At 40.3% G+C, this 12638-nt stretch carries 9 protein-coding genes; 5 read left to right on the top strand and 4 right to left on the bottom strand.

Annotated elements, in window-relative coordinates; all coding sequences use genetic code 11:
* The first annotated feature begins 5 nt into the window (after positions 1-5).
* Together bsdcttw_RS15095 and bsdcttw_RS15090 are read left to right on the top strand one after the other, a co-directional pair.
* Positions 6-1787, top strand: a complete 1782-nt coding sequence (locus bsdcttw_RS15095; RefSeq protein WP_330602210.1) for a glycoside hydrolase family 35 protein — start codon at positions 6-8, stop codon at positions 1785-1787.
* 4 nt (positions 1788-1791) lie between these two features.
* Complete coding sequence (locus bsdcttw_RS15090) at positions 1792-2727, top strand: AraC family transcriptional regulator (protein WP_185255674.1); 936 nt, start codon at positions 1792-1794, stop codon at positions 2725-2727.
* Positions 2728-2772: 45 nt separating this feature from the next.
* Here the strand turns inward: bsdcttw_RS15090 and catA are convergent, their stop codons facing one another.
* Together catA and bsdcttw_RS15080 are read right to left on the bottom strand one after the other, a co-directional pair.
* A complete protein-coding gene (catA, locus tag bsdcttw_RS15085) occupies positions 2773-3435 on the bottom strand; it encodes a type A chloramphenicol O-acetyltransferase (RefSeq protein ID WP_185255673.1) in 663 nt (220 codons plus the stop codon).
* Positions 3436-3624: 189 nt separating this feature from the next.
* Positions 3625-3891 carry a CD3324 family protein gene (locus tag bsdcttw_RS15080; protein WP_185255672.1) on the bottom strand — a complete coding sequence of 89 codons (267 nt, stop codon included), beginning with the start codon at positions 3889-3891 and terminating at the stop codon, positions 3625-3627.
* 438 nt (positions 3892-4329) lie between these two features.
* On the opposite strand from bsdcttw_RS15080, the gene bsdcttw_RS15075 reads away from it, so the two are divergent.
* Both bsdcttw_RS15075 and bsdcttw_RS15070 read left to right on the top strand, forming a co-directional pair.
* Positions 4330-6339, top strand: a complete 2010-nt coding sequence (locus tag bsdcttw_RS15075) for a beta-galactosidase (RefSeq protein WP_185255671.1) — start codon at positions 4330-4332, stop codon at positions 6337-6339.
* Between the two features lie 43 nt (positions 6340-6382).
* A complete protein-coding gene (locus bsdcttw_RS15070) occupies positions 6383-7753 on the top strand; it encodes a right-handed parallel beta-helix repeat-containing protein (RefSeq protein ID WP_185255670.1) in 1371 nt (456 codons plus the stop codon).
* Between the two features lie 114 nt (positions 7754-7867).
* Here bsdcttw_RS15070 and bsdcttw_RS15065 read toward each other — a convergent pair whose 3' ends face one another.
* Positions 7868-9238 carry an MATE family efflux transporter gene (locus bsdcttw_RS15065; RefSeq protein WP_185255669.1) on the bottom strand — a complete coding sequence of 457 codons (1371 nt, stop codon included), beginning with the start codon at positions 9236-9238 and terminating at the stop codon, positions 7868-7870.
* Positions 9239-9297: 59 nt separating this feature from the next.
* On the opposite strand from bsdcttw_RS15065, the gene bsdcttw_RS15060 reads away from it, so the two are divergent.
* Positions 9298-10209 (top strand): AraC family transcriptional regulator, encoded by a 912-nt coding sequence (locus bsdcttw_RS15060; RefSeq protein WP_185255668.1) that lies wholly within the window; start codon positions 9298-9300, stop codon positions 10207-10209.
* On the opposite strand, the gene bsdcttw_RS15055 is transcribed toward bsdcttw_RS15060, so the two are convergent.
* Positions 10204-12633 carry a glycoside hydrolase family 2 TIM barrel-domain containing protein gene (locus bsdcttw_RS15055; RefSeq protein WP_185255667.1) on the bottom strand — a complete coding sequence of 810 codons (2430 nt, stop codon included), beginning with the start codon at positions 12631-12633 and terminating at the stop codon, positions 10204-10206. The genes bsdcttw_RS15060 and bsdcttw_RS15055 overlap by 6 nt on opposite strands.
* Positions 12634-12638 lie beyond the last annotated feature (5 nt).

Here is a 12638-nt window from a genome sequence, read left to right as displayed (position 1 = left end):
TAAATATGTGGGCAGTTATAGAGCCCGGACAGGAGGAAATGATGCACCAATTTGAAATTCGGGATGAGTTTTATCTTGACGGAAATAAAATAAAGATAATCTCCGGTGGCATGCATTATTTTCGGGTAGTACCGGAATATTGGCGTGATCGCCTTGAAAAATTGAAAAAACTGGGATGTAATACGGTAGAAACCTATATTCCATGGAATCTTCATGAGAAGGAAAAGGGGCGATTTGACTTTACAGGAATTCTGGATATTGTACGTTATGTAAAAACTGCCCAGGAACTGGGACTGATGGTGATACTCAGACCTTCACCTTATATTTGCGCTGAGTGGGAATTCGGAGGACTTCCCTACTGGCTGCTAAAAGAAGAAGGTATGAGACTGCGCTGTATGTACGCGCCTTATTTGAAACATGTAAAAGAATATTACGAGAGACTGTTTGAGGTAATTGCCCCACTGCAGATAACCCATGGCGGTCCGGTAATTATGATGCAGGTTGAAAATGAATACGGCTATTATGGTGACGACAGGTCATATATGGAATATATAAAGCAGCTGATGATTGACAATGGCTGTGAGGTACCTCTAGTGACTTCCGACGGTCCCTGGGGCGATGCCTTTGAATGCGGCAAGATAGAAGGTGTTCTGCAAACCGGCAACTTCGGCTCCAAAGGAAAAGAACAATTTGCTCTTATGCGGAAAATGATCGGAAATAAACCCTTGATGTGTATGGAATTCTGGGTTGGCTGGTTTGATAATTGGGGAGTAGAGTGCCATCAGACCGGTGATATTAAGGAGCATGCAAAAGACCTTGATGATATCTTATCAGAAGGTCATGTTAATATCTATATGTTTGAGGGGGGAACCAATTTTGGCTTCACAAGCGGTGCCAATTATTATGATGTATTGACGCCGGATGTTACATCTTACGATTATGATGCCTTACTTACGGAGGATGGAAGGATTACTCCCAAGTATGAAGCATTTCAAAAGGTTATCAGTAAATACACAGAAGTTCCGGATATGGAACTGACAACAGAGATAAAGAGGAAAGCTTATGGAACCCTGGAGGTTACCAGAAAAACAGGACTTTTTGAGAATCTTCCAAACCTGGCGCTGCCGATAGAAAATGTGGTAACCCAATCCATGGAAACATTGGACCAGGGCTATGGTTACATTTTATATGAAAGTACTTTAAAGCATGAAGGAAATATTGAAAAAATCCGTCTTTGGGGAGCAAATGACAGGGCTAATATATTTATAGATGAAAAACCGGTTCTTACTTTGTATGACAGGGAACTGTTGTCAGAGCATGAATTTGAAAATCCCTTGGAAAAAGGTAATAAGCTGGATATTCTGGTGGAAAATATGGGACGTGTTAATTTCGGACCGGCATTGGAGCACCAGCGCAAGGGAATAGACGGAGGGGTTCAGATTAATGGGCACCTGCATTATCATTGGAAACAATACTGTCTCCCTATGGAAGATTTATCTGTACTTGACTTTGAACTTCAGGCAAAAGAGGGAACTCCCGGATTCTATGAGTTTACATTTGAAACGGATGAAACAGCGGACACTTTTCTGGATTTTTCGGGATGGGGAAAAGGCTGTGTAATGGTAAATGGTTTCAACATCGGGCGCTTTTGGGAAATCGGACCTCAGAAAAGGTTATATATACCGGCACCACTATTAAGAACAGGTAAAAATACTATTCTGATTTTTGAAACGGAAGGGAAACATACAAATACCATCACTCTCTGGGATGAACCGGATTTAGGTTAAAATTATGTATTATGAGATAAATGGAAATGTTCTGCCGCAGGTTCGTCTGGTAGATCTGGCAGTTCTGGAGCCGCCTTATGTACATCGAAAAAGACAGGCAGATGAATATATTTTGTACATCATGAAAAAAGGAACATTATATCTTCAGGAGAATGGAATACATTATGAATTAAAAGCCGGAGATGTTCTGCTGTTAGATAAGGACTTCATACATGAGGGACTGAAAGCATCTAATTGTGAATATTACTATATCCATTTCCGGCATCCGGAGGTTATTCGCAGAGAGGAAGATTCGGTTTTTATGGAGCTATGTCTGCGAAATAGAAGCGAATCTCTTCAGGAGGACAGCGGCTCCTATAAGATCTATCGGGATTCCTGGCTGCAGTTTCCAAAGCTTATAAGTCTGCAGAATGGAAATACCTATATTCAAGTTATAAAACTGATTCAGGAGGCGGTAGATCAGAACCGGAATCAAATGGAGAATTATAAGATGTCCTGCTCCTGTAGATTCATGGAAGCACTCGTAGAAATTGCCAGGGAAGCGGTATCATCAAAAATTTTAAAGCAAATGCCCGGAATTTCAAGGTCCTACAAAAATATTCATGAGCTTCTGAATTATCTGAATACGAATTACAGCAAAGAAATATCAAGCAGTTTAATTGAAGAAACTCTTTCTTGTAATTTCGATTACCTGAACAGGGTATTTAAGAAGAATATCGGAAAAACAATTTTTGTATATTTGAATGAAATACGGATTCATCATGCGAAAGAACTAATTGCCACAACTTCCATGAAGATTATGGCGATTGGTTATCGGGTGGGGTTTCAGGATGAATGTTACTTCAGTAAAGTTTTTAAGAAATACACCGGGATGTCTCCTGGCCAGTATGAAAAGTTGACGTCCCATATTGAAGTGGAAAAAGCCGTTGTAATACAATAATTATGTATTGCAGCGGCTTTTTTGCTATAAACAAAGCATAGTTTTCTAAGCGTTGTACCTCTGCCAATCAAGATAGCTATTCGCCAATTTTTTCAAAGAGTCTATGAATATTCCTACGTGGAACCCATCACAAACTGCATGATGTACTTGTATAGCTATCGGCATCAGTATTTTTTCTTTCTCATATATAAATTTACCAATCGTAAATATAGGTGGTAAGTAATATCCTTCGTTATGAACATTTAAATTAAATGAAGTAAAATCAATCCATGGAATACTTGAAATAGTAAATACATTTTTAGGCATATCAGGCTTTGGTGTCATAAGTGTTGAGTTAGCGTAATTATCAATATCATGAACACAATTGTCGTAAAAAGTTGTGAAACATGAATCATATTCAGTCCAAATACTTGAAAATGTTTGGCTTTTTTCATTAAAGACTGTAAAACTAGGATTTACTTCACTCCAATATCCTAAACGACCATCACTGTCATAATCCATCCTAAATTCTTTATGATAGTTTACAGCAGTTGCTATCATGTATATCAATGCTGGATATATTTTTTTGTTTTCTCTTTTCAGCTCCTTTTTTAAAAGGGTAATATCAATATTGGTAGTCAAGCTGTACGTACAGCGTACATTTTGAATATAGTGTAAATAATGTTCTTTTCTATTCCATTTTTCTATATCAATTATATTAAAATCCATTTTATTCTCTCCTTACTTAATGCTAATGTAAATGATAGTTTATTTAGAGATTATCAACTATAATTTTATCTACAATTCAATTTATATTCAATATACTAATTGTTCTGTATTATTTTGTACTAATAAAATGACCATTGGTAATATAGATTACCAATGGCCATCAAGTATTTATCTAATCTTGAAATAAGGTTAGACCTTTTTGTATATAATTTTCCTTATAGCATGAACAGATAAATAAAATTCATCGGCAAGAGCTTCTATAGGAATTCCTTTTCGAAATTTCTGAATAATATTTGAGTTTCTTTCTTCCAATTCATCTTTGTATCCAGATAACTCACCCCATGACTTACGCACATCCTCATTAATAGGCACATAAATATATCCACCTTGAAAATACTTTTGTAATTCTTTAACCAAACTATCAGGCAAAACTAAATTTGCGTTTTTGTATTTCATGCAAGTTCACTCCTTGTCCTTTTCATTACAAGTTGCAGAGCTAGCATGATATATATGCGACTGTTTTACTCCATACAAGTGTCGCTATCATTTACTAGCTTTGTATGGAGTGAAATATCTGTTTTAACTCCCATGACTTTATTTCCACCACCTTATAAGGTACAAACATTGATTGTTTTGACATCATATTACAATTATTATAATATGACAAGCTACTCAAATCAATCTTAACCTTTAAGATAATGCTTTTTATACTATTATTAATCTCAAAAATCCCTGTATTTCTTAGCAAAAATCTACTAAGATTTCATAAGCAAAAAGTCGCTGAAATACAACCAAAACAGGGGATTTACATTGTATTCCGTCAGGAATGGATTATCATAATAATTAGTTACTGTCATAATAAATTCATTGAATGAAAGGATTGGGGGAAGGGAAATGAAGCTGAATTTTGAGACTTCAATTATGAGAGATGCAAGTTTTATCTCATTGAATACGGATAGTTGTACAGTAGTGTTTGGTAAGCTAGGAGGAGGGATAACACTGCCTCAAATCAAAGGTTGTGGTAAACGTTATGTTGTAGGCGACATTGAGGTACTGGAAGAGCATTCCGTGGCAATGATGTTCCGGTGTTTTGTTCCTGGAAGTGAAAAGGAAAGAATCTTCATGCGCTTTGGCTTATTGCCAAATTTTAAGACAAGAATATGCCTTGATTTGAATCTCTTGGATAACAGTACGATATTCACTAACCGCACCGCCGGTACACTGAAACTTGTGGTTCATGGCAAGCGAACGGATATTAATGAGGTGGATAGATTTGAGCTGGGTATTGAAGACACCTTTCAGGATGTGAGAGTAAGGCTTTCGAACTTTATTTTAACCGATGAAAAACCGGGAGAATTCCCGCTTCCTGATAAGAAAATGGTAGATGAGTTCGGTCAATGGAAAGAAAAGGAATGGACAGGGAAAATTCATTCACTGGAGGAATTAAAGGCGAAATTAAAAGCTCTTGAAGGAGAAGCAGAATATTCTTTTCCAGAATGGAACCGATGGGGCGGTGACACCAGCCGGAAATTAAAGACGGGGACAGGATACTTTTCGACCTTTAAATCAGAGGACGGACGCTGGCATCTTGTAGATCCGGACGGCTGTGATTATTTTTCTCTTGGTCCCTGCGGGACGAATCCAGGTGACCAATGCCGTGTTGATAATTTTGAGCAGGTGTGTGAATGGCTCCCCGAAACAGATGACCCGGAATACAAAGAGCTGTATCAAATTGGCACCAGGCGCCGTGCGGCATATATGCCCCTGGACAGCTATAAAATGATCAGCTTTACTGCTCTTAATCTGAAGAGGGTATATGGAAAAGAGTGGAGAGAAAAATGGGAGGAGATTTCCCATCATATACTGATGAAGAACGGAATCAATTCTCAGGGAAACTTTCCGGGGCTTAGTGTAAATAATGGCAGAAGCAAGTTACCATATGTACGTGAGCTGCCGGGCTTTCCAACAACCGATACCTTAATATTCCGGGATTTTCCGGATGTACTTTCCCCTGAGTATCAGGAACGGTCGGAAAAATATGCAGCAAAGCTTTCCGAGTGGAAGGATGATGTATGGCTGATTGGTTATTTCCTAAGGAATGAGCCTGAATTCAATTTTGTGGAAGGGCTTGCCATTGCCGATGAAGTGCTGCATAATCCGGCTCAAACCTACTGCAGGTTTGGATTGATACAGTATCTTAAAGAAACCTATGACTCCATTGAAGCTTTAAATAAAGCCTGGGATTCTAGTTTTGAAGATTTTGAGGATTTCAGGAAGCCAATTGAGTGTTGTTCTGTGTCCTATTCGAAATCACAGAAGGACATACGGGAATTCTCAAAATATCTGATACGGGAATATATCAGAGTACCGGCTTTAGCTTGCAGAGCGGTAGATAAAAACCACCTGAATTTAGGGCTTCGCTGGTCAAAGGCTTATAATCTTGATATGATGACAGGCTGGGAGTATTTCGATGTTTTCTCAATTAATTGTTACGACTTTGACCCTACAAGAGATATGGATTTTGTTATAAAGGCAGGTGTGGATCTGCCCATATTGCTGGGAGAATATCATTGCGGAGCCTTGGATAGAGGATTGCCTGCCACAGGTCTTAAAGGGGTTAAGAATCAGGAGGAGAGAGGGGTTATGTGGCGGTACTTTGTGGAAAAGGTTGCCGCACATCCTTACGGAGTAGGAGCCCACTGGTTTCAGTACAACGACCAGTTCTGCCTTGGAAGGTACGACGGTGAAAACTACCAGATTGGTATGGTGGACATCTGCATGCAGCCTTATAAGGAATTGATGGAGGCTGTATACGAGACCTCAAAGGTACTTTACGAAGTTAAGAACGGAGAGAGAATACCGTATTCCAGACTTCCGGAATCCATACCCATGATCGGCTATTAATAGTTTCAAATAAATTACAGCCACCTTATAGGAGGTAAAGAAAATGACAGCAGAGGTGAATGGAAAAAGAATATTTTATGTAGATAACAATAATGGAGATGATTCCTTTTCAGGACTTTCAGAAGATGAACCATGGAAAAGTCTGGAACGGGTAAATGGGCAGATCTTTCTTCCCGGAGACACCATTTGCCTGAAAAAAGGAGGTCAGTGGCATGGAATGCTGACGCCAAAGGGCAGCGGAGCTCCCTTTTTGCCCATAATTCTAAAAAGCTACGGAGAAGGTGCAATGCCGGTAATCCACGGGGATGGCAGATATGCGGCTATCCTTTTGGAGGATGTCAGCTTTTGGACGGTGCAGGATATCAAGGTGACAAACCAGGCAGAAACGAGGAAGGTGCGTCAGGGTATTTGCATCAGCGGAAAACCACAGGGTATCACCAGGGATATTGTGATTGAAAAGTGTGAAATCAGCCAGGTGGCAGGTGAGAACCGGAGAAACCGTGAAGTTTATGAGAGTATGTATTGGAATTCAGGAATTTATGTTACAATGCCCGGACGTTCTTCGGAGGAAGATCATCTCCATAACATTATTATCAGCAACAACTATATCCATGATGTACTGACCAGCGGAATTCGGGTAAATCAACAGGAAGACTTCATAAATGACATTCATCATACTCATGTGGTGGTACGGGGGAACCGTATTGAAAGAACCGGCAGCGACGGTATTATTGTAGCAAATTGCATTTCTCCCCTGATTGACGGAAATACCTGTATCGATGCAGGGGCACTGGGCAGTTTGGAAGACACCAGACTGATTGCAGGTATCTGGGTATGTGCCACTTCCAATGCCCTGATTCAAAGAAATGAGGTGGCAGGAACCAGGCTTTTTGAAAACGATGGTACTGCTTTTGATACGGATTGGGGAACGGCTGGAGATACAATTTTTCAGTACAACTATACCCACGGCAATCAAGGCGGTTTCTGGTTGGACTGCATGAGAATTAACAGAAATCGTGATTGCGGAAGGACCATCCTGCGTTATAACATAAGTATCGATGATGAACGTTGTTTGATTCAGGATGACTATGGCCTGCCTGCTGATATTTATGGGAATCTGTTTTTGAATACCAAAGAGGGCCCTCAGATATGCTGCCATAAAGAGGGAGAATCCCACAGGTTTTATGAAAATATTTTTCACTTTTCAAATAGCCCGTTAAATGGATGGCAGAAGTCCTCCTTTTTTAGAAACTGGTATTACGGTATGGGGGATTTGCCGGAAGGAGATAAGAAAGCTTCGATAGAGCTCCCTTTCCCGCTGCAGGAAATGTTGGAAAAAATGCCTTCATCCAGCAGGGAATGTGAGAAATATTGGGGCCGGCTGGCAGCATTGGTTGAAACAAAGAAAGAATAGTTGAATCAGTCAATTGAGAGTTAGTATATTGAATACAGAAGAAAGTAATAAAAATTCAAATCCCTGCAACATAAAAGGAGTACTGTATGTTGCAGGGTTTTATTGCAGAACGAATCATACCAGAGTTTTTGCCATCCACTTGCCGCTTCGAAAACGCAGGTAATATATAATTCCGCGAAAGAGTTCATCCATGGCAAAGGCAATCCAGCAGCCGAAAAGTCCCAGGCCGAAGACAATACCAAGAAGATAGGAGAACAGGATACTTACGGTCCAACAGGAAGTAAGTGATATCAGCATGGGAAAGAGTACGTCCCCGGAACCTCTTAAGGAATTATTTTCAATATGGTTAAAACCTCTGCCGATTTCTACAAAAACATCGAAGAGCATAATTTTATGACCTATGTCAATAATAGCAGGGTCATGAGTAAAGAGCCCTAATATATGCCTGCCAAAAGAAAAGATAAGCAGGGAAAACAGGATATTGCACAGCAGAGTTACTTTGAGGTTTTGCCTATTCAGATTTCTTGCCTGTTCATATTTACGGGCACCAACCAGACGGCTTATAATAAGAGAGGTGGATTGCCCCAGAGCCAACCCTATCACATAAACATAGAAGAAGATATTATCAAGGTATATCTTGGTGGATACGGCTGCAGTGCCGATGGAGGCAACAATGGAGGTAGATATAACCTGGGAGAGGGAATAGTTTAAGTTGGTAATTCCGCCGGGAACTCCGATATAGAGTATTTTTGTTATAAGTTGATATACCTGACGGAGAGTCCCTTTTCGAAAGTGAGGAGAAAAGGGAGAGCGCTTTAGCAGCAGAAACATAAGGCACATACCAAGAGCCTGACTGCATACGGAGGATATGGCTATTCCCTGAACGCCTTTTAGGGGAATTTCAAAAGGTCTGTATACAATAAGAATATTTAACAAAGCATTGGTGAAATTAACAAGCAGCGAGATTTTAACGGCAGTTTTTGGTTTTCCGTAACTTCTGAAGATACTGGACAACGCAGAATACACTGCCTGAAAGCAGGAAAAGGAGATGCAGATACGAAAATACAGTACGGCTTCATTTAGCAGCTCTCCTTTCAAATGCATGAGGGTAAGGAGAGGCCTTGCAGAAATTGCAAGAATACTGCCAAGTAATATACTTAAAACAGCACTGAAAAAAATGGATACAATACTGGCATTTTCTGCTGTTTCCTTATGTCCGGCGCCTAGGTTCTGACTAATAACGATGGAGGAACCTGCACTTACCACACCATAGAAAGTATATATCATATTCATTACCTGTGCTGCCGCTCCTACTGCTGCTACAGAATCTCCGGAATAGTGGCTTAGAGAGAGGGTATTAACGGTACCCATGCTGTTAATCAGGATCATTTCTATAAAGAACGGGAAAAACAGCGAGGACAAGGTCATTGTTCCGGAAGGAGTTTCGATTTTGTTAAGCTGCTTGTCATAAGTAAATAAGGCCATTTAGGCTCCTTTCATTATGAATCAATTATAATACTTTTATTATGACGGAGGAGTACCCTATGCATTTCGAACTTAATCCAAGACAGATTCCGGAGGTGCGTCTAATGAATACTGCTATCATTCAGCCGCCTTTTGTCCACAATAGAAGAAAAGCTGATGAATACATAATCTACCTCATAAAAAAGGGAGAAATGTATCTAAGAGAAAATGGCAGGGAATATCTATTAACCCCGGGAGATTTTCTGCTTCTTGATACGGCTTATTATCATGAAGGTTACAAGCCTTCTTATTGTGAATATTACTATATCCATTTTAAACAGGAAAGTATAATAAGGGTAGAGGAAGGCGTAAAGGAAGAGGAGTATGTAAAGCTCATTCTTTCAAGACATAACGATTCCCTTAAAAGTGATCCCTTTTCCTACACAACCATTGAGAAGGACTCCCTTTTACTGCCGAAATATTATCATTTTACCAGTACCGGCGATTATATAAAGGTGAGCTGTCTTTTGGATGAAGCAGTCAAACACAATAAGAATCATATGGATAACTATAAAATCATGTGTTCCTTAAAAGTGCTGGAGGCTTTTATTGAAATCTACCGCAGCTATTTATTGTATACCCTTCAAAAAAGTGCTTCCGTTATGCCGAAATCCTATCATAAGGTGCAAAAGCTTCTGGAATATCTGAATTCTGAATATGCGGCTAAGATAACAAGTGAGGATATCGAAGAGATATCCGGCAGTAATTTTGATTATATTAACCGTATATTTAAAAAAATGACCAATCAAACCGTCTTTGCTTATCTGAATACCGTTAGAATCAATCATGCCATGGAACTGATCACTACCACAAACATGAAGATGTCTGAGGTAGGTCAGTCCGTCGGCTTTACTGATCTGTATTATTTTAGTAAGGTGTTTAAAAAGGCGGTGGGGGTATCTCCTACCAATTACAACAGGGGAATTCTATAGAATAATATTTTCTTCTTTTAAGCAATTGCCTGTTACGGTAAGGACAGCGGCTCCTTCTTCCGGGACAACCGCATATACTAGGAGTTTTCCATTGTATACACGGCGCTCTGAGGAACTGTATTCCCTTAAATCCGACAGATTGCCATTGTCTAGGCCAAGGAGAGTACCACCTTTTATACTTACTGATAAAAGGGTGCTGTCAGAATGGCAAGGATATCCTTCTCCGTCCACAACCGTTATTTCGATCTGTTTTAATAGCAGACCGTCATAAGAAAGGATAGAAGAGATGTAATCCTTATTGAAAGTGAGAAGCTTTTCCTCCGGGGACCAGCACTTAAGCTCCAGTCCGCAGGGAGCACCGTTAGTATGTAAGAAATCGGAAGCGCTCTCCTTATGAGCCTCGGCATCTGTGTAGGCATAAGCTTTTAATTCACCTGCTTCAAAGGGAAGGGTAAATGGAATATATCCAAGGTTGTCATTATATGCCTTTCTTCCAAGACTCTTGTTGTTTACAAATAGTTCAGCAAAGGGCAGATTCGTATAACATCTGATTTCAATACTCTCACCGGGAATATAGTGGTAGCTGCGGTGCATTTCTTTCCATTCGCGTTCATGCTTATTGGCTTCGGAGAAAGGTTCCTTGTCTTCTCTGGCAGTGGAAATATATACAAAAGGCGTAAGTGACCAAAAACTTTTTCTTCTGAAATAAGAAGTTTTCTCAAAGCCTGCGGTTGTAAGTATTCCGGCGGAGGAACCTCTTACCGGCCAGCCATGAGCTTCGCCCAGATAATCAATTCCGGTCCAAAGATATTGACCGGATATATATTCCAGATCTCTGACAGCCTTCCATGCACTTAAGGAATGACTGTTTTCACTTCCAAGAAAGGGCTTATCAGGAAAGCGCTTATGGTCTTGTTCATACCATTGTTCTTTATAGTTATAGCCTACTACATCAAAAGGATCGATATAGCCAATATAGGTAGAAAGTTCCGGAAAAGCTACAGCAGCAGTAACAGGCCTTGTAGGATCTGATTGTTTTACAATTCCAGTCAGGTGTGCACTAAGGACGGACAGTCTTTCGGCATTTGGCTTGCTTGGGTTATACATTCTCTCGGCAGCAGGTTTGTTCTTATCATTGTTTCCTGTCATGCTTTCAAATAAAGGATGGCAGTAGGGGTCATTGGGATAATCTATTTCATTTCCGATACTCCACATAATGATGCTTGGGTGATTACGGTCCCTTAGAATCAGGTCGGTAAGGTCTTTTTCATGCCAAAGGGGAAAGTCCTCTGCATATCCCTGGTGTCTTGGCGGATAAACATTATGTCCGGTCCACCATTTGTTTTTGGGATTTTCCCATTCATCAAAGGCTTCATCCATGACCAGAAAGCCCATAGCGTCACAAAGGTCGTAGAGCTCCGGCATATGAGGGTTATGGCTCATACGGATGGAATTACAACCCATTTCCTTCAGGCGTTCCAGCCTTCTAAGCCATACGGAGGGCAGAACGGCAGCGCCAAGGCAGCCGGCATCATGATGTACACAGACACCCTTAAGCTTTAAGGATTCACCATTGAGAAAAAATCCCTTATCCGGTGTAAAGAGGATACTTCTTATACCTACCATAGTCTCATAACGCTGCAGGCTCTCATAGGAATCCTCTGCAGATATTGCCTTTATCTCCGTTACAAGCTGATAAAGACTGGGTTCTTCCACGGACCAGAGCTTTGGAGAAAGAAGATTGCCCTCTGAGGTTACCTGCTTTTTTTCACCGGCAGATAGACTATGAAAGGTATTAAGGGTAAGATAGGTCTTGCCGTCATACCTAAGGTGATGGCTTAAGGTAATTTCTGCTTTTTGAGAAGATTCATTTAACAGGGTAGTGTGAATAAGAATGTCCGCATTATCTTTATCCACTTTTGGAGCAGTAAAGAAAACTCCGTTATAGTCTGCATGAACGGATTCTTCTGCTGTTATGGTAACCTTTCTTGTAATTCCGGAGCCTGTAAACCATCTGGAATCGGAAATATCCCAGTGATCGACTTTTACGGAAATAACATTGACCTGATCTCCGAATACTGCTTGAGAAGTAATATCATACCGAAAAGTGGCATAACCGAAGGGACGTTTGCCAAGGTGATAACTGTTACACCAGACCTGGCTGTTTTTGTAAACACCGTCAAAGGTAATATAGATTCTCTTATTCTTTAGTTCTTCCGGCAGATAGAACTCTGTCCGATACCAGCCTATCCCCCCGGCCAGATATCCGGTTCCGCTGGAATATTCTTTGGAAAAGGGCATATGAACGGACCAATCGTGTGGAACAGTTACCTCTTCACAGCTGCAGTCGTCAAAATCCTTATACCAGGCATCAGGGCAGTCATTATAATGGAATTTCCATTTGCTTAAGCGTATATCATTCATTTTAA

This window comes from Anaerocolumna chitinilytica (assembly GCF_014218355.1).
Classification (GTDB): Bacteria; Bacillota; Clostridia; order Lachnospirales; family Lachnospiraceae; genus Anaerocolumna; species Anaerocolumna chitinilytica.
The sequence above is the reverse complement of the archived record's forward strand: the minus strand, read 5'-3'. Positions and strand labels throughout refer to the sequence as shown.

Coding starts and splice junctions, on each gene's coding strand:
- bsdcttw_RS15095 (WP_330602210.1), top strand. CDS start 6: ATGTGGGCAGTTATAGAGCCCGGACAGGAGGAAATGATGCACCAATTT.
- bsdcttw_RS15090 (WP_185255674.1), top strand. CDS start 1,792: ATGTATTATGAGATAAATGGAAATGTTCTGCCGCAGGTTCGTCTGGTA.
- catA (WP_185255673.1), bottom strand. CDS start 3,435: ATGGATTTTAATATAATTGATATAGAAAAATGGAATAGAAAAGAACAT.
- bsdcttw_RS15080 (WP_185255672.1), bottom strand. CDS start 3,891: ATGAAATACAAAAACGCAAATTTAGTTTTGCCTGATAGTTTGGTTAAA.
- bsdcttw_RS15075 (WP_185255671.1), top strand. CDS start 4,330: ATGAAGCTGAATTTTGAGACTTCAATTATGAGAGATGCAAGTTTTATC.
- bsdcttw_RS15070 (WP_185255670.1), top strand. CDS start 6,383: ATGACAGCAGAGGTGAATGGAAAAAGAATATTTTATGTAGATAACAAT.
- bsdcttw_RS15065 (WP_185255669.1), bottom strand. CDS start 9,238: ATGGCCTTATTTACTTATGACAAGCAGCTTAACAAAATCGAAACTCCT.
- bsdcttw_RS15060 (WP_185255668.1), top strand. CDS start 9,298: ATGCATTTCGAACTTAATCCAAGACAGATTCCGGAGGTGCGTCTAATG.
- bsdcttw_RS15055 (WP_185255667.1), bottom strand. CDS start 12,633: ATGAATGATATACGCTTAAGCAAATGGAAATTCCATTATAATGACTGC.